Source organism: Scytonema sp. UIC 10036, from assembly GCF_009725235.1.
This window is the reverse complement of the sequence record NZ_WJFC01000067.1, coordinates 1-20,845: the sequence shown is the minus strand read 5'-3', so window position 1 is coordinate 20,845 and position 20,845 is coordinate 1. Positions and strand designations below refer to the sequence as shown.

Genomic DNA, 20,845 nt, shown 5'->3' with positions numbered 1-20,845 from the left:
CGGATAAATCTATAGTCTTCCCATGCATCTCTAATATTTGCAACGACTTACTTATTACTTGAAGAATAACAACAATAACTTTTGTAAAAAATAAATATTTTTTGGCGTAAAGCTTTTGCTCCTTGTGGATAAGTTAAGCGGAGCTCGTTCGCTTTCATGCGAAATATGCGTGTATCTAATAGCACTCTTGGCTCTACTTGGTGCTGAGTTTAGATTTACTTTTTCTTAACTGAATTCATGCACTCAATTATAGTTTGATAAGGAGTTTTGGACGTGGCAACTATCTATGGTACTCCGGGTAACGATGACTTTGTTTTCAACAACGTAATTGGCAATCCTCTCTATTTCCCTACTGCGAGTGATTCATATATTGAAGTATATGTTTACAGTACTGATGGTTTTGACATTATTAAAAACTACCATCTGCAAGAAGACCGCATTATTAGTATTGACCCACAACTCCAAACTTCTACGCATATAGAGATATACGTAAGTAAAAATTCCCCAAATGAAAACTCACCGGATTCAGACATAACTAAGTACACTTTTGGTACTACAGATTCTGACATCATCCTTGGGACTTCAGCAAATGATATCGTGTATGTTTTTTCTGGTAATGATGTAGTCTTCGGTCAAGGTAGTAACGACAGGTTGTATGGTGGTGAAGGCAATGACAAACTTTACGGCGGTCTTGGCAGAGATATACTTGATGGTGGTCTTGGCAATGATTATCTTCATGGAGGAGATGGAACGAACCAACTGTATGGCGACGCAGGCGATGACATCCTAGATGGTAGTGGGTTCTTTAGCGATCTTCTCATCGGTGGGACTGGCAACGATATTTATATTGTGGATGAGTTTGCTGTTATCATTGAGGGCATTGTAGGCGATCGCATTGTTGAGGGCTTCAATCAAGGAACAGATACAGTTCAGTCTCCTGTAAGTCACAAACTGGGTAACAATCTAGAAAACTTGCTTCTTACTGGTAGCAAGAATATCAATGGTTTGGGCAACGACTTGGACAATCGAATTGAGGGTAATGTCGGTCAGAACTTTTTGGTTGGTGGCAATGGTAACGACCATTTGCACGGCTATGGAAACCAAGATATTTTGGCTGGTGAGGCTGGTAACGATACTCTCGAAGGTGGTACGGATAATGACTTTCTAGAAGGAGGCTCTGGTAACGACGTTTTAAATGGGGGATTTGGTAAAGATATACTTGCAGGCGGTGCTGGTGCCGATCTGTTTGTCTTCAAATTCCTATTTGATGGGAATGACACCATCAAGGACTTCAACCCTAAAGAGAATGACAAAATTCAGATATCCAAAACTGGGTTTGGTACGACTTCCACCAATCAGTTCTCCTACAGCAATCTCACTGGTGCATTGTTTTTCCAGGGGATTCAATTTGCAACTCTTGAGAACAAACCTAATTTCATACCCGATTTTCACATCGATCTTGTCTAAAGCATATTGATATCGACTCAGGAGGCGACTTTTTCCATGTTCCTTCAAAACTTACTTTATCAGTGGTGGCGGTTGGAGTTGGCTGGCTTGTTGGTTTTTGTTGGAGCGATCGCCTCAGCTAACAATTGTGCTCTCGCCCAGATCGTACCAGACAATACCCTTGGTGATAAAAATTCTGTTATCCTATCTTCTCCCCGCTCGCCTATTGACAGGATAGAAGGCGGATTACAACAGGGTGCCAATCTATTTCATAGTTTTGAAAAGTTCAACGTTAGCGCACAACAACGAGCCTTTTTCATAAACCCTCCTGGTATTAAGAACATTATCAGTCGGGTAACGGGAAGCAGCCGCTCCGAAATTCTCGGTACGCTTGGTGTTTTAGGAACTGCCAACCTGTTTTTCCTAAATCCCAATGGGATTGTTTTTGGCCCAAATGCACAACTTAATATAGCAGGTTCGTTTGTAGCAACAACAGCTAATGCCATCAAGTTTGGCGATCGAGGTTTTTGGAGTGCTTCGACTCCTAATTCTCCCACGCTCCTAACGGTTAATCCCACAGCATTTCTATTCAATCAAATTGCCAGTCAGCCGATTATTAATCAATCTACACTTGGTTTGCGACTTCCTGCCAATCAGAGTTTGCTGTTAGTAGGCGGTGATATCAGTTTACAAGGTGGGCGATTGTTGGTTCCTGGTGGTCGAATCGAGTTGGGGGGATTGGCAGGATCTGGAACAGTGGCGTTAAGTATGAATGAAAACAGCTTGAATCTAACTTTTCCCCAGAACGAGCAACAAGCTTTGGTATCCCTAACTGATGGAGCTACAGTTGATGTTAATTATCAACAAGGCAGTGGCAATATCCAGATTTCAGGTAGGCGTGTCACATTTACCGACGGTTCTAAGGTTGTAGCTGATACCCGAGGATTGAAACCAGGGACATTGACCGTGACTGCTTCCGAGTCAGTAGAAGTCATTGGAAGTAGTTTGTTAGCTGAGAATTACAGTACCAACGCTGGTGGCGACTTAATTATTGAAACAGGAAAACTGATTGTCCGAGATGGTGCGCTCATAGCAGCTGGTGCTTTTAACAACGGTCAAGCAGGAAGCGTGACAGTACGAGCCTCTGATTTTGTAGAACTGAGTGGTACCTCAGCCGATGGTCAAAATCCCAGTAGTATAATTACTCAGACTGATGGCGCTGGAAATGCTGGCTCGGTGAAGATTGAAACGGGAAAACTGATTGTTCGAGGTGGCGCACGCATCTCAACCTCTACAACTAGTTCGGGACAAGGAGGTACTTTGTTAGTCAAAGCCTCTGATTCCGTGGAACTGATTGGAACCTCAACACCAGTGGGTGGAACCAAACCAAGTGGTCTGTTTGCTTTGTCTCAAAGCTCTGGCAAACCTGGAGACTTAACGATTGAAACAAAGCAGTTAACTGTTAGGGATGGGGCAAGAATCACAGCTTCCAATGTAGGTGAGGCACCTTTGGGAGGGACATTGACCGTAAATGCAACTGATTCAGTCCAATTGATAGGAACATCGGCAGATGGTTTTAGAAGTAGTTTGCTTGTGGGAACAGCAGGTGTTGGATCTGCCGGAGAATTGACAGTTAGAACTCAAAAGTTCCAAGTCTTGGATGGAGCAATTGTATCTGCCCGTACTGATGGCAAGGGACAGGGAGGAAGCATTGTGGTCAATGCCTCTAACTTTACAGAGATTGCAGGTTTCTCACCGGACGGTAAGCCTAGTGTCTTGACAACGGAAACTACAGGGGTAGGAGACGGTGGGAATTTGATAGTTGAAACCGGGCAGCTAACCGTTAAAGATGGTGCAGAGATAACCAGCAGCAGCACCGGAGGTGGAAGAGCAGGAGATGTGAAAGTGCTAGCAGGTTCTCTCCGTCTCAATCGAGGATATATCACCTCGCAAACAACATCAGGTAATGGGGGAGACATCACTCTATCAATCACAGACCTCCTACTGATGCGTTATGGCAGTCAAATCTCCTCTAGTGCTGGTACTGCACAAGCAGGAGGAGACGGTGGCAACATCACTATAAACTCTCCCTTTATCATTGGTGTACTTCATGAAGATAGCAATATCAGCGCCAATGCTTTCACGGGTTCTGGAGGTAGAGTTGACATTACAACCAAAGGGATTTTTGGCATTCAGCCTCAATTGCGCGAGACGGTACGCAGTGATATCACAGCCAGTTCGGAATTTGGAATTAATGGCGAAGTCATAGTGAGGGAGTTAGACGTAGATCCCAACAATGCGTTGGTAGAACTGCCAGCCAATCCAATTGATGCTTCAGGGCAAATCGCTACTGATTGCAATTCTAACAGCAATTCAGTAAGTAGTTCATTCACGACTATCGGACGCGGAGGAGTTGCTCAGAGTCCCATTGAACCATTAATGAATGATGCGGTGTTAGCTCAGTGGGTAGTACTTCCATCCGAAATCGGCTCCTTGAAAGGTGGAGAGTTGAAAAGTTGGAGCACTACCACGCCAAGTCAGCCAACTCAGATTGTGGAAGCCTCCAACTGGGTGGTAGATGCTCAGGGCGATCTTGTCTTAGTGGCGACTGCATCCACTGCTCACAACTCCTCGTTCATCCCTGTGTCTTGTCCTCGCTGATTCTTTCTGCTATTGTTGGCGCTGATTAAAACCTGGGCAAACTTAAGGATTCACGCCCTTAAGGTCAGGACAACCGACAGCGCGGGGTTTTTGATGGATATAAGGGGTTACTAAAACCTGTACAGTATCACGCCTACTAGAGACTTTTGTTTGCCGTAGCTTGCCGTACAAAAGACTGTTAGTCTTTACCTGTTTTTTGTGACTAGGATGATAAAATTTATGGCGGTTATAACCTCCACAAATGTTTATCTTCCTAGCAACCTTCTTCCATGCTCCTGATTTCGAGAAATCCTCTGGTTTCTTGAAATAAGTATGCAAAGAGTTAGGAAGCTTTTCAGTTCTACCCTGACCGCGTCGAGCTATTACCAAAGCAGCAGCGCAACCAGAGTTTAACCCATAGACTGCCATGTATTTCGTAGTACCAATTACCGAAGTATAGACAGCATCAACTTTTATCAATTCTACACCTTCTTTAAGGCATCTAGACTTAATCATCTGGGTGAACTGAGAGTAAGCCATATTAGAAAGCATCCGAGCGTATTTAGCGCCCTTTTCTTTCATAGATGCTTTCGTTTTGGCAAAATCTAAATCTTCAATAACTATAGGAACGCCATACTCAAGTGCAATTCTTACTAGTAATGCGACAGCTTTACCTATTATATCTTTAGTCTGCAAGGAACGTTTATCCTGAACATTTATCTTGAGAGAGCCGTGGCGTTTTAAATTGCCATGACGGTCTATTAATGTCCAATCAATGCTACCAGGATTAAAGTCTATGCCTAATGCACCATTTTCTAACGAAGACTTTAGCTGAGGGTCGGGACTTTCTAGTGTTGCATTAATATAAAACTTGCCATCTCTGTTGACTATCTCCCAGGTACATGGTAGGTTACTGCCATTCCTATAAGTTTCAATCTTCTCGCCATTTTTCCCATTACGAGTAGAGGTGCGACGTACTGGTTCTATTGCTGCTAATAACCACTCTTCACCACGAGCAAAGCTGATATCATGCAGGGTAACACTATCACCATACTTTGCCCGTAGTCCGGGAGTACAAGTGATAGTTAACGTATGTTGAAGAGCATCATACCTAACTAACTGGTTGCCAGAAAGAAAGTTCTTTGAACCTATGAAAAATGAACGATTAGAACGGGCATTACGCCAATCTTCCAGCCATTCTTCATGAGATTTGTACCCGTTTCTTTCTAAAGAGTACTGCTTTTCAAATAGTTGGGATGACCCAAAAGTTACGCTAAATGTACCATCAGATTTTGATTTTTTTAGACGTGCTATCTTGGCCTCAAGCTGGTTGATTTTTTGCTGTTTGTAGTGAATCTTCTTCTTAAATTTCTTAACTGTTGAAGTTTGTCCAGAGGCAACAGCTTTACTCAGCTTGAATTCTAACTTCTTTATTGTCTTGCTAATCCCCTTAATCCGGTCAAACGCTTCATCTATATAAGTGTCTACTAACTCGGCTTGAGAAGCATAAGCGGCAGATGCTTTATTGTAAACATTCTTCGCTTCCGAATTGGATAAACCAAAGCGTGTTTCTAGCTCTTTACAGATTTGTTTCTCTATCTCCGATTCTTTAGTCTTGTTTTGACCAATCCGATTCCGTTTTGAAAAAGCTGTGCGAGTAGCTTGTCCAAAAACTAAAGCATAGTCTCGCAAGTAATCTAATGCTATTGTATTGTCAGGAGAATTGGGAGCTATGGTTTGAATAGTTATTATAGACAAGCTTAAATTACCTCCTTTCTTGTTAAGCTTACTGTTATTATACAGCTATTTTCGAGAGTGAATTCCGTAAGTTGACGAGATTTTTGAGCGCACTTTTATCCAGTGACTCACCGTTCTGCAACGATTTTACCCGACTTCACCCTAGTCTTAACGTGTCTGCATAGACTCCCACTTATGTGACTCGCTTCCCGTCTAGAAATTTTCGGCATAGTTCAAAATTCCCTAATTATACATAGAATAACCTAAGTTTTATTTGTGCAGTGCTCACCCGATCGCTATATCTACGTATGTTGTTTTCTATAATGTAAATCCTCTTTTTAAACCGCAGAGGACGCAGAGAACACAGAGGGTAGAAAGAGAGAACTGATATTTTCAATTTCATTTCTTAAATAGAGAGTAGTTTGAACGAGTCATGGTGCTGGTGTGAACAACTGATTCATACACCTGTTTTCCGTTCTGCTATTCTTAATTTTGCCGATCGCGCACGGGGGTTATTGCTAATTTCCTTCTCTTGTGCTAATATAGGCTTCTTCGTTAAGACCTGCAACAAAGGTGACCCTCTCAAACCGTGCTTGACTATCCGGTCTTCCAAACTGTGAAAACTAATAATGGCAATTCTACCACCAGGTACAAGAGCATTCGGCGCTTTTGTTAAGAAAGTTTCTAAGGCTCTTAACTCATCATTCACTGCAATTCGCAAAGCTTGAAATACACGGGTTGCAGGGTGAATTCTACCATGTCGGTATTTAGCAGGTACAGAAGATGCGATCGCAGAAGCTAATTCTGTCGTCGTTTGAAAGGGTCGTTTTTCAACAATACGTCTGGCGATACGTCGCGATAGACGTTCCTCTCCATACTTAAAGAAAATATTTGCTAATTCGGCTTCATCCCAATCGTTAATCACATCAGCCGCCGTGAGAGATTGTCTCCTATCCATTCGCATATCCAAACGCGCCTCCCGACGAAAACTAAAACCGCGTTCTGGAGTATCCAAATGGTGAGAACTAACACCCAAGTCAGCAAGTATACCATGAAAAGTGCTTTGAGTAAATTCGCAGACAGCAAAGTTGCCGTGTATAAATTGTACCCTTCCCTCAAACACGGCTAATTCCTTTTTCGCTGCAGCTAGCGCATCTTCATCTTGGTCAAGAGCTGTTAATCTTACATCAGGAGCAGATTCCAAAATGAGCCGACTGTGACCTCCGCCGCCAACAGTCGCATCCAAATAATGACCGTTGGGAAGCACTGCTAAACCCTCAACCACTTCCCGACTCAGGACGGGAATGTGTGAGAATGTACTTTCTTCCATGTCAAGCGGTAGTTCGCAGTCTTTCATGATAACATTTTCCCTTAATTATATAGATTGGATTATTTTTATCTATGCTACAAATTCACAATTTTATGGATAAAGAAATTCCTGCAACAACCCGTCCTTTTGCCCCATCTTTATATAATTAATGAAGAAGTGCAACAAAATAAAACATCAAGTAAAAACCCCTACTGCCAACCTCTCCCCAACTACCGAGCTTTGTGGAGCGCTCAACTAAAGTTCTGAGTTCCGCCCTAAAGGCTAAAATCCTTGCTCGGACTTCTCTTTAAAATTTTTCCAAGACCGGAGAACACACCAAATCTATGGCAAGAATCGAAACCCGCACCGAACCAATGGTGCTAAACATGGGTCCCCACCACCCCTCAATGCACGGGGTACTACGACTGATTGTGACTCTAGATGGCGAGGACGTCGTTGATTGTGAACCAGTCATTGGCTACTTGCACCGGGGAATGGAAAAAATTGCGGAGAACCGCACCAATATTATGTACGTCCCCTATGTCAGTCGGTGGGACTATGCGGCGGGAATGTTTAACGAAGCCGTTACTGTGAACGCCCCAGAAAAACTGGCAGATATTCCCGTTCCCAAACGCGCTAGCTACATCCGCGTTATCATGCTAGAGTTGAACCGCATTGCCAATCACTTGCTGTGGTTCGGTCCCTTCCTAGCTGACGTAGGTGCTCAAACTCCTTTCTTCTACCAGTTCCGGGAACGAGAATTGATTTACGACTTGTGGGAAGCTGCTACTGGTTACCGGATGGTCAACAACAACTACTTCCGGATTGGTGGCGTCGCTGTAGATTTACCTTACGGTTGGGTAGACAAGTGCTTGGACTTCTGCGACTACTTCACACCTAAAATTGATGAGTACGAGCGATTGGTAACCAATAACCCCATTTTCCGCCGTCGTGTTGAAGGTATTGGCACTATTACTCGTGAAGAAGCAATCAACTGGGGACTTTCCGGTCCAATGTTACGCGCTTCAGGAGTGAAGTGGGACTTGCGGAAAGTTGACCACTACGAGTGTTACGACGACTTTGACTGGGACGTACAGTGGGAAACAGCAGGTGATTGCTTAGCCCGTTACATGGTACGGATGCGAGAAATGCGCGAATCTGTCAAAATTCTCAGGCAAGCTATCAAAGGACTTCCTGGCGGTCCCTACGAGAATTTAGAAGCCAAACGCTTGGCGGCTGGTAAGAAATCAGAGTGGGATGGCTTTGATTATCAATACATTAGTAAGAAAATCGCCCCCACCTTCAAAATTCCCAAAGGCGAAATCTACAGCCGTGTAGAAAGCGGAAAAGGTGAATTGGGAATTTACCTCATTGGAGATGATAACGTCTTCCCGTGGCGCTGGAAGATTCGCGCTGCTGATTTCAACAACCTGCAAATTCTGCCTTCTTTGCTCAGAGGTATGAAAGTAGCAGACGTTGTAGTTATTCTGGGTAGTATTGATATCATTATGGGGTCAGTAGACCGCTAAGATATTTCAACTAACCCCACCCTAACCCTCCCCTTGGAAAGGGGAGGGAACTGGATTTCTTGTTTCCCCCCTTTATAAGGGGGGATTAAGGGGGGTAAGCCACTGAATTTCTTGTTTCCCCCCTTTATAAGGGGGGATTAAGGGGGGTAGATCTAATTTGTGTCGGGAATTTCTCCCACCCGTAGCCAATTCATCATCTTTTCTGGATGTGCAATATGAAGAATATGAGTTGGTGTACTATGAATGGCGTGCCTACCCGTCTCAACAATCTGAGTATCGTTGTTTGATATAAAGTCCTTAAAGTTACCTGTGACTAACACTTTTGCTCCACCAGCGATCGCCGCTTCAAGAACGTGGGCGTCTTGACCATTTTATTTTCCTTAAAATATTTAGGTTCTATAGAAAATATAGATTCTATGTGAAGCGATCGCGTACTTCTTGTGATAAAGTATAGAAAAATTCTTGTCGTGCGGAAGTCCCCGCCTGTGCCATGCTATGGGACATTCTATTTCCTAGAATTCCTTAATTCTTCAAGCCAGATCTTGACAAGATTAGAGAGCTTATAGATAATATAGGTAGTCGTGCAAATCTCAAAAAAATCGAGCTGCCAGAGGCAGCAAAAAAAGAAAGAAGGAAAAGGGTTAGAGAGGAGAGTGTAAAGGATTATTGAGTCCTCGCACCGGAGACTACAACTCGAAAACCGAAGATGTCGTACACGTTGTCCGGGTCGTCGCAGTTACGATACGCCGAACGGCAATGCCTCGGATTGTAGTTCCACGAACCGCCACGCAGCAGCCGAAGATTATCATTTTCATCAAACCAAGGACTGCCGTCAGAAGGTGCGCTTTCATAATTTTCATGCCAACAATCGGTACACCATTCCCGGATGTTGCCATGCATATCAAACAAGCCAAATTTGTTGGCTACTTTAAAGCTGCCTACTGTTGTTGTCTTTTCATGAGACTTTCCCTTGGTACTAGAAGCGTAAGTGTAGTTGCCGTCATAATTGACAAACTCTGGCGTAATAGTTTCGCCAAAGTGGAAAGGTGTCGTCGTGCCTGCACGGCAAGCATACTCCCACTCCGCTTCACTTGGAAGTCGGTAGTTTTTTCCCGTGTACTTTGATAGTCGATCGCAAAACTCTATTGCATCATACCATGAAACTTGCTCAACTGGTCGATTAACTCCTTTAAAATTTGATGGGTCGGGATCGAGTTCGCGGTTGACTTGGGGAAAAGCAGCAACAACTCGCCACTGCTTTTGAGTAACGGGGTACTTACCCATAAAAAAAGGTTGAACGGTCACTTCATGCTGGGGACCCTCATCTTCATCACGTCCCTCTTCAGTTTCTGGCGAACCCATGAGGAAGCGACCACCAGGAATATAGACCATGTCCAGAGTTACGCGATTTCCAAGGTCTTCCCGAAAGTACTTAGCTTGGTGAGTTTCTCGTTTGATGACTTCTCCTGAAGCGTTGAGTGTCACAACATCAAAGGAAAATTGCAGGAGTTTGCGTCCTGGAATCCAGAGCTTAACACCTTCTACATTCAGTTGGGGTGATTTTTTAGGCAATTGCTCAAATACTTCTTTCGCGTCTTCTTCATACCCCCTAGCCAAACGTCCCCAACCACGAGCAAAAGTGAGAAGGGGTTGAAAGTTAGCTTCAGCGAGGGGTTCTGTAAATGTTGCGGTTAGGGATACACTTTTGATTTTTTCGGCTTTGTCTCCTGAATAAGTTTGGCGTAGCATGAGAGCCAGTTGACGAGCGACTTCGGTGGGTTTAGTGTAAGCCAACGCAATCCATTGTGGATTTTCGCCAAAATCTTGGTTCTTTAAGTTTGGATTGTTTAATCCTTGTTGCAGGTAGTAAAGCAAGCAGTCAGACAGTTCATCAAGCCTTTTGTTGCCAAATCGTTCTTCTTGTTGTAATAGTTTTAGCAACAAATGCCGCACGGCGCTATCCATTTCATACAGCTGATATCCTATGGGATAGCAAAGATTCGATAGCAAGAGGTCTGGAACAGCAATCCAAGGGATATTTAACTTTTTCCCTTTTTGGTCAAAGAAGGAAAAGTTCTCCCGCAAGTAGTAAACTAAATCTGGGGTGATAGCAAGCGGAAAAGCCGCGTGACAGGCTAAATCTAGGTATGCTTGACCTCGTCTGGCAAAATCAGCAATGTAAAGAGAAGCGTTTTCGTAGCGATACAACTCATCTGGGTTGTTTTTAATGTTAGCTGGTTGCAAACGCACAAGACGTTTATAGAGCTGCTCAACTGATTCCTGATTTGCGACTAACTCTGACCAGTCGATGAGATACTCATAATCTTCTGCTGGTGGCGGTTCCTGTTTTCCCCGCAGGACATCAATCATCACCCGCCACCCTTGTTCGCTAAAGGGGTACATGAAGACTTTTTCCGACAGCTGACTAGCAGTAGTTCCAAACCAACGGTATTTTGGTATTGGATTCAACCATACTACTTGTCGCACCTCTGGTTTGAGCTGCTTGAGAAATTTCTCAGTTAATTTCACTCGCTCTTGATTGTAACCGCCACGTGCTGCACCACCATCACTGAAGATAAGGACAACGGTACGGTTTTTGTGTAAATGGGGAATGATGTCGGTTAGGGGTTGCTTTTGTAGTAAGTCGAGATCGCTGAAGAGAGAGTCTTTTGGAGTGTTGCGAAAATAGTAAGTTTTTGTTTCCCCCAAACGTCCGTCCTTCCGAGCTGTTTGAACTAATTGCTCTGCTAGAGGCGCAAAAGGCATCATGGAATTACTTTGGTCGAGTAATAGCAACAATTCAGTTTGATTGGTGCGCCTGGGGATAAGCACGGGATCGAGAAATAATCCCTTTTGGCTTACGCGTTTGATGGTGGCGGGAATATCTAATTCCGTTCCCATACCCTCTCGCAGTGGAAGGCGCAGTTTTCGCCAGCTTTGTTGCATCTGTCGTCTGTGTACGGGAAAATATTCTTTTGTCAGGGTAAAGTCTGTTGAGCGGGGTATGGGAACTGCTTGACCTACTCGCGCCGCTTCTGTAATTACCGTCTCAAGTAGAGGTGACTCAGTTGACGTTGTTTGTGGTGATGTTTCGTCTCCTTTGTGTTGGAGATTCTCTTGAAGTATATCGGGTTGAGCAACTCTTGATGAGCCTTTGGTTAGTTTTCTTCCTTCCCCAGAAGATTCATCGGAAGACGAAGGGTTAGTTTCATCGGAAGACGAGTTCGTTTCTGGTTGGAATACCGACTGTATCAGTTGCTCTAAACATTGGTCACGATATTTCTTAAAATACCCATCAAAAAGCTGTTGCTCTTTCAAGGACTTTACCCACAAGCGCCGACATAATTCGCCTAATTCTTGAATGTTGTTTGGACGAAAACCTTTCTCCCAAGCTTGGCAAAGCAACTGGTAATCTTCTATTCTCAGGGACAACCTAGCTTTCCGCAGTCCCTGAAACAGTTCTAGCAGGTGATGGTCATTGAGTGGTTTCACGGCGCTGTCCCTTATAGCGGATTTGGGCGTCCCTGGTCTTTAGCAGCAACCCTAAGAAGGGTAACTCTCCTGGCTTGAGTTGTTCTCGAATTTGCTCTGGTGTCTTATAGTATTCTACCAGTGCTGCAACCCAGTCAATCAGTTCGCTGGTGCTCACCTTTTTGCCACTGCTATCTGTATACGGGCGAACGTTTAAAAAGCTGTCAACCATCTTTTCTAAAAGCTCTTCAGTTAGGAATTCTGGTAGCTTTTTCCTGAAATGAGCTTTAACAATGTCAATTAATTTATCTTTGTCAGGAAATTCTAGGTAGTAGAAAATACAGCGTCGCAAGAAAGCATCGGGTAAGTCTTTTTCATTATTGCTGGTAATAATGATGATGGGGGATGGTGCTTTTTTCTGAGGATTGCGATCGGGAACCCACTTTTGAGTTTCTTCTATGAAAAACCGTTTTTCGTCAAGTTCTAAAAGAAGGTCGTTAGGAAAATCAATATCAGCTTTATCAATTTCATCAATTAAAACAATAGTTCTTAGGGAATTTTGAAAAGCTTTCCCTAAGGCTCCAAATTTGATGTAACCTTTTTGTTCTGAGTCATTAAGACGTTTTCGACCTTCTTCATCCAGTTGATTTACTCCCGCAAGTTGAGCATCCCGCAAGCGTGCGATCGCATCATATATATATAGTCCATCTCTAGCACGACTGGTGGATTTGACATACCATGCTTCGTAGGGATAACTATCAAGTTTTAAAGACTTTAAAAGGTTTTGATACTTTACAGTAAATTCATAGGCGATCGCTTTTGCTAACTGTGTTTTTCCAGAACCCGGTTCACCCATAAGTAATAAAGGGCGTTCGAGTTTGATGGCTAAATCCACACTTTTTTTTAATTCCTCACTGGGAAGGTAAGGTTGATAGTCTATATCATCGGGTTTAGGGTTAATTGTACCTGTATACTCAAGATTGTACGGGGAGGAAATATTATTATTCATAAGTCTATACGTTTCATAAAATCTGACCAGTTATAATCACACTTTTCACAAATAGCCTCCATTACATCCTCAGGAATTCCCTTATTTTTTGTATGAAAGTTTTTAGCTAACTTATCAAGCTCGTAATTGTTATCAGATGGGAAATTGGGAAGTTTATGGTTTTTAGTCACCCAAATTTTAATTGCTTCCAAAGTAAATTCTTCAATTTTCGGCAACTTTATGGGTTCAAGTAGAGGAAGAGCGCGATCGCAGTCTTTCAATTCCTTAAACTCAATGTCCCATGTAGAAGAACAACCTGTATTATCTACTAAAAACATTAACAGATAATAAGACCCTTCTCGCTCTAGACGTGACTTTCCCATTTCTGTTAAAGGTTTCCAAAATTCATCTATAAGCTTTTTACAATCTTGTTGATACAAGTTATGTAAATTTTCAAATAATAATATAACTGTGCTTGTACACCAATAGTGATAGACTTGTTCCACTATTTCGTCAGAACGCGCATCTGGGTTTATCTGTAATTGATGAGCAAGTATTTTCCATAATGTATCAATATAACTTTCCTCTTTAGGAAGACTAACCTTAAGTTTTTTATGAGTAGTTTCAGCAGGAAACACACAATGTACTAATCGATGAACTAACCATCTTGGTAGGCTTCTGTTTTTTCCATGAACCAAGAAACAACCTATTTTTTTTGAAGAATAATTATCACAAAAATCATTGTATGTAGCATTTTGTTGACTGTAGTTTAGCGTTAGTAATGCTTCATAAATTTTTGATAATTCAGTGATTTGCTCTTTAATTTCGTTAATATCATGTTCGAGTTCAAATTTGCGTTTATGGTCGGCAGTCTTGATGTACTGGTGCTGGAATTTAGCTAGCTTTTCCTGTAATACGTCAAGTGGGTCTGAATGAAAATTTGACACAATAAACTTAATTGTTTAATTCTTGAATTTGGCGTTTAATTTCTTTAATATCGTGTTCGAGTTCAAACTTGCGTTTATGGTCGGCAGTAATGATGTACTCGCGCTGAAATTTAGCCAGTTTTTCTTGTAAAAGTTGGAGAGTAGCGTCATCTTCAACAATAATGGGGCGAGTGTCGCTACTGAGTGAAGAATTCAACTCATTTAGTTCTAGCTTTGCCAAAATCTCAAAAGCAAAAGCACTAGCGTGGCGTGCTGCAGTTTCCTGAGAGCCGGTCTCATCATCTTTTTCCTTATCCTTAATCAAATCAGAGATACCACGAACGATCAATACGTCAATTTCTGGATTCGCACGAACTGCTTTGAGAACACCGTGGCTTTCCATCTCTACTGCTAAAGCATCATTGTAATGTGAGCGGAGAAGTTTGTAAACTTCAGAATCTTTTGAAGCTAAAACTTTATCGCCTGCAGCTATTGCTCCAATATAAGCTGATGGCATTTTTGTGGGGGAGTCTCCTTTAATGCGCTTTACCCAATCATCTTCTCTCGCCTCAGCCTTAGCTAACTGTTCCAAACGGTAACTTACCGAGCTGACGTTAGGTCTAGTCAAAAAGGTTTCTTCGATCGCTTTCCCTGATTCGTACCCATAAACCTTTGTTGCTGCGACTACATCGCCCAAGGTAACATCCTTGATTCCTCCAGCGACTCCGACAAAAAATACAACATTCGGCTTGAAGTAATCGATCGCCCGTTTGGTTTCCACCGCAGCATCAGTATTCCCAGCTCCAGTTTCGACAATTCCTACTTGCCAGGATATACTACCATCAGATGAAAAGTTTCCTCGTTCGTATATGGTTCCATCAGGATGTGTTTCTCTTTGAAGGTTGCTTAAATAGGCGCGAACAGCTCTATACTCCACACGAATAGCAGTGAGTATAACGGCGCAAGGCAAAGCCATAGCTTAAATCTCTAAATTTCACTGATTTTCTTTATATTTTGCCGCTTTTATAAGTATTTGGCAACCATTATCTATTGTAAAATGTGTTAGCGTCAAAAAAGTCGAACAATTAATTGTTGACCTCATCACTTTTGTTGGCTCTGGTATATTTGCATTAATAGCCTTTTGGTTACTTGTGTCAAAGCCTCCTTTAGCTGTAAATCTTCTGGGCGTGGTAGAACTTTTACTTCTGCTTGTCTTAGGTGTTGAGATTGTGATTTACGCTGACTTAGCAAAGGGAAAATAGTTACTTTTTGAGTTCACATTTGGATTGCTCTATTGTGAAAAATATACAAGATATAGAGTTGAATCTTGATACCATAGATATCTAGGATAATATTGATTTTGCGTTATCCATATTGTTGTATTTGGCTGAGGTTTTTTGATGATAGAGTGAGAAGCATCAGTATTTGATAACTCTCTTGGTTTTATATCGTAAGACAGCTTATCTTTAAATTTGTCATAATTCACTAAATTCTGACTCTTAATTAGACTTTGGAAAAAATCTTCTGGAACCTTTACAGCAATTTCAACATTTGGATCGGGAGTATCGGCAATAATTTTATATTTTAAATCCGAATAATTATTAGGTAGAGGTAAACCCAACCAATTTCCTATTTCTTTTAATGGAGGCTTTTGCCCATCTTCATTATTGTAGTTATTGCCAAAGTTAAAACATCCAATAAACAATGCAGAAAGTATTACCAATACTAAAACCAGCCAAAAATTTTTACGCATACTTTTTCTTTTCTTAGCGGCTTTGCGGCTTTGCATGAGAAAAAATATTCTTTATGCAAGAGGTTTACGATCGCATCTCAATAAAATTTTGTTGTTATACAGCAGTCCTAAATGATTTACAAACACCTCTTCCGTGTCCTCCTTGTCTTCCTTGTCTCCCTTGTTTGGATCTCAAATAGGATTATAGCCTTCAGGCTACACCCCTAATCTGTCATAGAACACAGTACGATCGCAACCACAGCTAGTAAAATACCAAGACTCTGCTTGAAAGACAGAGATTCCTTAAGAAGAAAAACCGACAGTAGAATCGTAATGACGGGATATAACGAAGTTAGAGGTAAAATAATAGAACTCGCTCCTTGAGTAATAGCAATAAAGAAAAGAAATGTTGCCAAGGTTCCAGAAACACCAACTAAAACAGCATAAAAAATACCGAGACTATCTACCCTGACTCTGAAGCCATTATTGCCAAACAATACTAAACTGACTATAAGAGCACCTAAAACCTCATAAATGAGAGCGCTCTTTGGGTCAATGTAGTTAGTCGCTAACTTACTAAAAAACCCCCACAAACCATATAACAAAAGAGCAAGTAAAGTATAGATGAGCCAACTATTTATTTGAAACATGGGTGATTGGATAGCACAAATTTATGATATTTTCAACCGAATGTGACTGGAATTAAACATTATTTTATTATTTTATGCATTCTAATACTGCTTTATGTGATGCGATCGCACAACAAATCGCGACAAGCCCTCAAAACCGCATAACTTTCGCTGAGTATATGGACTTAGCGCTCTATCACCCCACCCATGGCTACTATACAAAAAAGGCGATCGATATTGGAAAACAAGGAGATTTTTTCACCAACGTTCACCTAGGGGCTGATTTTGGCGAACTGCTTGCGGTTCAATTTGTTCAAATGTGGGAAATTTTACAGCAACCAGTATCATTTTCTTTAGTAGAAATGGGTGCGGGTCAAGGACTGCTAGCAGTAGATATTCTCAAGTACATTCAACAGGAATATCCAGACTTTTTCAAAGCACTGGATTACGTCATTGTTGAAAAATCTTCAACCCTGAAGCAACAACAACAGCAACGCCTGCAAGAATTTTCAGTACGTTGGTGCAATCTAGAAGAAATACCCAGCAACTCTATCGCTGGCTGCTTCTTTTCTAACGAATTGGTAGATGCTTTCCCAGTCTATCAGTTTGTTTTAGAACAGGGTCAATTGTTAGAAGTATATGTTACAACTCCTAATTTCTCTGTTTCTACTTCCCCCAATCCCCCAATCCCCTTTATTGAAGTCGCCGATACACCTTCAACCCAGCAACTGGTGGAATATTTTGAATTAATCGGTATAAATATCAAAAATGGCTATCCTGATGGGTATCGCAGTGAAGTTAACTTAGCTGCTTTAGATTGGCTGAGTGCAGTAGCAACTCGCTTACAACACGGATATGTCTTAACAATTGACTATGGCTATCCGGCTAACCGTTATTACAACCCAAGGCGATCGCAAGGAACGCTACAGTGCTATTATCAACATCACCGCCACAACAATCCTTATATCAACATTGGGCAACAAGACATTACAGCTCACATAGATTTTACTGCTTTAGAAAGGTGGGGCGAACAGTGCGGACTCGATACAATTGGATTTAGAGAGCAAGCATTGTTTTTAATGGCATTGGGATTGGGAGACCGAATTGCCAATCTTTCCTACACAAAACTACCACTATCACAATTGCTACAGCGTCGAGATGCACTCCATCAACTGTTAGATCCATTGGGATTGGGTGGCTTTGGAGTTTTAGTTCAAAGCAAAGGATTGACTGAAGCAGAAGCCGCACAACCGTTGAAAGGATTGATGCTACCAGAAAATCAGTGACCAGTCACCAATGACAAATGACCAGAAAAAATACAAATCTGAAGATTCCACTGTATTAACACTGTATTGGTGATAGTTGGTCTAACATAGCAGTGATTGCATAAGCAACAGAAAACATTAGGAGGGTAATATTTATGTCTGCCCACGATTTATTAATGCTAGTTGTACTGCTAACCCCCGGTATTTTACTTTCAGTCATGATTATGGTGACATTTGCTGCGGGAGGTTAGTAGATAATTGTTAGTGGTTAGTGGTTAGTGGTTGGTGGAAAACAACTAACAACTAACAACTAACAACTAACAACTAACAACTAACAACTAACAACTAACGACTAAATTAACTAATAACGGACGGTAAAAAATGAAGGTAGCATTTCTGGGGACTGGATTGATGGGACTCCCTATGGCTCAAAAGCTTCTAGACGCAGGAATACAGGTAATTGCCTATAACCGTACCCCAGAAAAGTTAGAACCACTCAAAGCAGCAGGTGCTCAAGTTGTAACGCACTCCTATCAAGCAATTAATTCTGCCGATAGTGTCATTTTAATGTTGAGTAACGCTGCAGCTATATACAGTGTTTTACTTTCAGATAGATCTTGGCGAACTGTAGCAGGACGCACTGTTATCCAGATGGGAACTATTACTCCCGCAGAAAGTAGAGAAATTAGAGATGCAGTCGTTGCTGCAGGTGGCGAATATATAGAAGCACCCGTTCTTGGTAGTATTCCAGAGGCAAAAGCTGGCAAACTCATTGTTATGGTGGGCGCACTTCAACAACAGTACAATCGCCATTTAGATCTATTAAAAAACTTTGGTCCGGAACCTGTACTTGTTGGTTCCGTAGGAAGTGCGGCTGCACTTAAATTAGCACTTAACCAATTAATTGCTTCTCTAACAACTGCTTTTGCCCTCAGCCTTGGTTTTGTTCAAACACAAGGGGTTAACGTTGATTTGTTTATGGAAATTTTACGGGAAAGTGCCCTTTATGCACCCATATTTGATAAACAATTGCAACGAATGCTTGAGGGAAATTATGACAATCCAAACTTTCCCACAAAACATTTGATGAAGGACACGGAGCTTTTTCTTTCAGAGGCAAAATCAGCTGGGTTAAATGTTGCCAGCCTTGAAGGTGTGCGGGAAGTTATAGAAAGAGCAATGAAAATGTCATTTTCTAATGCGGATTACTCTGCGCTATTTTCGACAATTAATTCTGATGGTTAGTAGATAGTAGATATTAGTAGGTAGGGCTATGCCGCACAACATTGAATGGTGAAGAATGCCAGCCTAGCCCTCCTATATCATGTTTGGCTAATGACTTATAAAATAATTCGTTCGTAGTAGCGCTGAGAGCGCATGCACCGCGACTCCAAACGTAGTGTATGCGTTCATCTGAATAGGATATTACCAGTAGAAGTACTTGACGTGAAACTAAAAATATGAGTGTTATTTAAAACAGAGATTTTGATGTTATATTGTTATGCGATCGCTTGGGGTTAAATATCAAAGCGCTCGTACTTCTTTTTTTGGAATGCTATTGATAGACATCATGTTTTTCAAAGCATAAAAGCTGGTTTAGCTGAGTTTATTTAACAAATCAACTACTTTTTTAGCTGAATTTAAAGCTTTTTTTGCTTTAGGTAAAAGGATTCTAGCATCGACAGAATCATCGTAATCAGCTTGATTCCTATCAAGACGCATTCGTTCTAAACACGTTCCTATGAATTGTTGATCTTTGTTTTTACTCTTTTTAAACTCCTCTATTACATATTGATGAACGTTAATATTGTAAGCTTTCCAATTTATTAAACTTACGTCTCCTTCAACATCCCTTAAGTAGTTTCTTGCAAGGCAAAAAACAGAATAATATGCTCTGCTAATTGAGCACCTTATTTTAGCTTCAGTGTTGATTAGAGTAGATGACTGGTCTAAAGAATTATTCACCTCATCCAAAAGATTCTGTGCAATATCTAAATAAGTAGACCAGTCAAATTTCATTCAAAATCCACATCAATACACAAATTTACATCGGCTTTGGATGAAGCATCAAGCCACCAGTTTTCGTCAAAAGCATCTAATTTTTTGAAGGCGTCTTCTGAGAACTCTGGATTTACCAAGATATAAAGCACAAGCTTTTCCCATTGAGGAATTTCAGGATCGGTAGAATAAGATAGACGTAGCTTCTCTATGGGAAAATATTTTCTAATTTCTTGAGAAGCCTCAAGTAGCCAAGAGAGGGTCTCCGGCTTTTTGTTAATAAATTTAACTATTTGTAAAGGATTTTCTAGAGTAAATATTTTTGAAATTCGTTGCAATATAGCAAAATTTATCTCATTTTTTTGGGATTTCTCATCTATTAAATACTTTGCTTGACTAGTCCCTCTTTCTTTGGAAACCCACTCGGCTACAATCGTCTTTTTCCGAGAACTTTTACTAGATTCAAAGTATTTAAGTTTTGGGTGTTTTTTAGCTTGAAAGTCTATCAATTCTATAGTTATCATTCACATCACCTTTAGTCTAAATTAGAGTAAGGGTCTAAATAAATAATATTTGCTTTATTTAACATAGACTGAAGAGCTTCCGATTTTTCTTCTGCTTTGGATAATTGCTTACTCAAATTTTTTAAATCCTCCGAATCCAAACTTATGTAAATCTCCTTTGTTCCATTTATATCTTTGTATTCTATTTTTAGAGTGTGAGTAATAAGTACACCGAGTACACCTTTTTCTGGTTCGCCATTAAATACAGGTCTTACATCAGTAATAACACGAGAATTTGAATATACGCGCTCATATTCCTGTAATAAGGTTTCAGCCTTATTAGTAATGCTAATTGAGCCTTCAATTTCTAAAAGGCTAGTTAGTCGTTTCTGAAATTGAGATATTTCTTCACCAGAAAATTCTGGAATTTCATCACTAAACAATGCAGCATTAACAATACCCTCTACTATTTCTTCTTTAGAAACATTCTCCCGATCGCGAAGAGAATAAAGAGAAAATATAGCTGTTATAATTTCTTGCAAGTCATTCAGCGTAACATTATTTACTTTAGATGATAGTTCTGATACTATTTTTGTAACACTGGAAAAAGGCAAAACTTCTTTTAAAAAATCTAATATAGCATCGAAGTTACTATTATCAATTGTTCCAATT

General features: G+C 41.1%; 17 protein-coding genes. 5 read left to right on the top strand and 12 right to left on the bottom strand.

Features of this window, described 5'->3' with window-relative positions; translation table 11 throughout:
• Positions 1 to 273: 273 nt before the first annotated feature.
• A complete protein-coding gene (locus tag F7734_RS27945) occupies positions 274 to 1,467 on the top strand; it encodes a calcium-binding protein (RefSeq protein WP_166482201.1) in 1,194 nt (397 codons plus the stop codon).
• A 36-nt stretch (positions 1,468 to 1,503) separates the two neighbouring features.
• Positions 1,504 to 4,107, top strand: a complete 2,604-nt coding sequence (locus tag F7734_RS27940) for an S-layer family protein (protein WP_155747867.1) — start codon at positions 1,504 to 1,506, stop codon at positions 4,105 to 4,107.
• Positions 4,108 to 4,149: 42 nt separating this feature from the next.
• On the opposite strand, the gene F7734_RS27935 is transcribed toward F7734_RS27940, so the two are convergent.
• Both F7734_RS27935 and rsmH read right to left on the bottom strand, forming a co-directional pair.
• Positions 4,150 to 5,844, bottom strand: a complete 1,695-nt coding sequence (locus tag F7734_RS27935) for an IS200/IS605 family accessory protein TnpB-related protein (RefSeq protein ID WP_155747866.1) — start codon at positions 5,842 to 5,844, stop codon at positions 4,150 to 4,152.
• 436 nt (positions 5,845 to 6,280) lie between these two features.
• Complete coding sequence (rsmH, locus tag F7734_RS27930; protein ID WP_155747865.1) at positions 6,281 to 7,180, bottom strand: 16S rRNA (cytosine(1402)-N(4))-methyltransferase RsmH; 900 nt, start codon at positions 7,178 to 7,180, stop codon at positions 6,281 to 6,283.
• Positions 7,181 to 7,476: 296 nt separating this feature from the next.
• Between rsmH and F7734_RS27925 the strand changes: the two genes are divergently transcribed.
• Positions 7,477 to 8,661 carry an NAD(P)H-quinone oxidoreductase subunit H gene (locus F7734_RS27925; protein ID WP_155747864.1) on the top strand — a complete coding sequence of 395 codons (1,185 nt, stop codon included), beginning with the start codon at positions 7,477 to 7,479 and terminating at the stop codon, positions 8,659 to 8,661.
• Positions 8,662 to 8,813: 152 nt separating this feature from the next.
• Here the strand turns inward: F7734_RS27925 and F7734_RS27920 are convergent, their stop codons facing one another.
• From F7734_RS27920 to F7734_RS27890, 7 genes are all read right to left on the bottom strand, one after another.
• Positions 8,814 to 8,981 (bottom strand): hypothetical protein, encoded by a 168-nt coding sequence (locus tag F7734_RS27920; protein WP_155747863.1) that lies wholly within the window; start codon positions 8,979 to 8,981, stop codon positions 8,814 to 8,816.
• A gap of 343 nt (positions 8,982 to 9,324) precedes the next feature.
• Positions 9,325 to 12,153: an SUMF1/EgtB/PvdO family nonheme iron enzyme gene (locus F7734_RS27915; RefSeq protein WP_166482200.1), complete on the bottom strand. Its 2,829-nt coding sequence runs from the start codon at positions 12,151 to 12,153 to the stop codon at positions 9,325 to 9,327.
• Positions 12,137 to 13,141, bottom strand: a complete 1,005-nt coding sequence (locus F7734_RS27910) for a MoxR family ATPase (RefSeq protein ID WP_155747862.1) — start codon at positions 13,139 to 13,141, stop codon at positions 12,137 to 12,139. The genes F7734_RS27915 and F7734_RS27910 overlap by 17 nt, the downstream gene beginning before the upstream one ends.
• Positions 13,138 to 14,067 carry a hypothetical protein gene (locus F7734_RS27905; RefSeq protein ID WP_155747861.1) on the bottom strand — a complete coding sequence of 310 codons (930 nt, stop codon included), beginning with the start codon at positions 14,065 to 14,067 and terminating at the stop codon, positions 13,138 to 13,140. The genes F7734_RS27910 and F7734_RS27905 overlap by 4 nt, the downstream gene beginning before the upstream one ends.
• Before the next feature lie 7 nt (positions 14,068 to 14,074).
• Entirely contained in the window at positions 14,075 to 15,022 is a 948-nt protein-coding gene (locus F7734_RS27900) for a 5'-methylthioadenosine/S-adenosylhomocysteine nucleosidase (protein ID WP_155747860.1), read from the bottom strand.
• Positions 15,023 to 15,337: 315 nt separating this feature from the next.
• On the bottom strand, positions 15,338 to 15,835 hold the full coding sequence (locus tag F7734_RS27895) for a hypothetical protein (protein WP_155747859.1): 498 nt from the start codon (positions 15,833 to 15,835) through the stop codon (positions 15,338 to 15,340).
• Between the two features lie 167 nt (positions 15,836 to 16,002).
• Entirely contained in the window at positions 16,003 to 16,428 is a 426-nt protein-coding gene (locus F7734_RS27890; protein WP_155747858.1) for an EamA family transporter, read from the bottom strand.
• Positions 16,429 to 16,502: 74 nt separating this feature from the next.
• On the opposite strand from F7734_RS27890, the gene F7734_RS27885 reads away from it, so the two are divergent.
• Together F7734_RS27885 and F7734_RS27880 are read left to right on the top strand one after the other, a co-directional pair.
• Positions 16,503 to 17,693: a class I SAM-dependent methyltransferase gene (locus tag F7734_RS27885; RefSeq protein ID WP_155747857.1), complete on the top strand. Its 1,191-nt coding sequence runs from the start codon at positions 16,503 to 16,505 to the stop codon at positions 17,691 to 17,693.
• A 360-nt stretch (positions 17,694 to 18,053) separates the two neighbouring features.
• Complete coding sequence (locus tag F7734_RS27880) at positions 18,054 to 18,917, top strand: NAD(P)-dependent oxidoreductase (protein ID WP_155747856.1); 864 nt, start codon at positions 18,054 to 18,056, stop codon at positions 18,915 to 18,917.
• A 351-nt stretch (positions 18,918 to 19,268) separates the two neighbouring features.
• Here F7734_RS27880 and F7734_RS27875 read toward each other — a convergent pair whose 3' ends face one another.
• The 3 genes from F7734_RS27875 to F7734_RS60870 form a co-directional block, all read right to left on the bottom strand.
• Positions 19,269 to 19,691 carry a DNA-binding protein gene (locus tag F7734_RS27875; protein WP_155747855.1) on the bottom strand — a complete coding sequence of 141 codons (423 nt, stop codon included), beginning with the start codon at positions 19,689 to 19,691 and terminating at the stop codon, positions 19,269 to 19,271.
• On the bottom strand, positions 19,688 to 20,194 hold the full coding sequence (locus tag F7734_RS27870; protein ID WP_155747854.1) for a hypothetical protein: 507 nt from the start codon (positions 20,192 to 20,194) through the stop codon (positions 19,688 to 19,690). The genes F7734_RS27875 and F7734_RS27870 overlap by 4 nt, the downstream gene beginning before the upstream one ends.
• Positions 20,195 to 20,205: 11 nt before the next feature.
• The coding region (locus F7734_RS60870; RefSeq protein WP_166482199.1) for a hypothetical protein at positions 20,206 to 20,845 on the bottom strand (640 nt) is incomplete at its 5' end.

Bases quoted from the DNA above. Each gene is read 5' to 3' on its own strand.
- F7734_RS27890 (WP_155747858.1), bottom strand. From the start codon at position 16,428: ATGTTTCAAATAAATAGTTGGCTCATCTATACTTTACTTGCTCTTTTG.
- F7734_RS27940 (WP_155747867.1), top strand. From the start codon at position 1,504: ATGTTCCTTCAAAACTTACTTTATCAGTGGTGGCGGTTGGAGTTGGCT.
- rsmH (WP_155747865.1), bottom strand. From the start codon at position 7,180: ATGAAAGACTGCGAACTACCGCTTGACATGGAAGAAAGTACATTCTCA.
- F7734_RS27875 (WP_155747855.1), bottom strand. From the start codon at position 19,691: ATGAAATTTGACTGGTCTACTTATTTAGATATTGCACAGAATCTTTTG.
- F7734_RS27880 (WP_155747856.1), top strand. From the start codon at position 18,054: ATGAAGGTAGCATTTCTGGGGACTGGATTGATGGGACTCCCTATGGCT.
- F7734_RS27900 (WP_155747860.1), bottom strand. From the start codon at position 15,022: ATGGCTTTGCCTTGCGCCGTTATACTCACTGCTATTCGTGTGGAGTAT.
- F7734_RS27870 (WP_155747854.1), bottom strand. From the start codon at position 20,194: ATGATAACTATAGAATTGATAGACTTTCAAGCTAAAAAACACCCAAAA.
- F7734_RS27910 (WP_155747862.1), bottom strand. From the start codon at position 13,141: ATGAATAATAATATTTCCTCCCCGTACAATCTTGAGTATACAGGTACA.
- F7734_RS27885 (WP_155747857.1), top strand. From the start codon at position 16,503: ATGCATTCTAATACTGCTTTATGTGATGCGATCGCACAACAAATCGCG.
- F7734_RS27895 (WP_155747859.1), bottom strand. From the start codon at position 15,835: ATGCAAAGCCGCAAAGCCGCTAAGAAAAGAAAAAGTATGCGTAAAAAT.
- F7734_RS27925 (WP_155747864.1), top strand. From the start codon at position 7,477: ATGGCAAGAATCGAAACCCGCACCGAACCAATGGTGCTAAACATGGGT.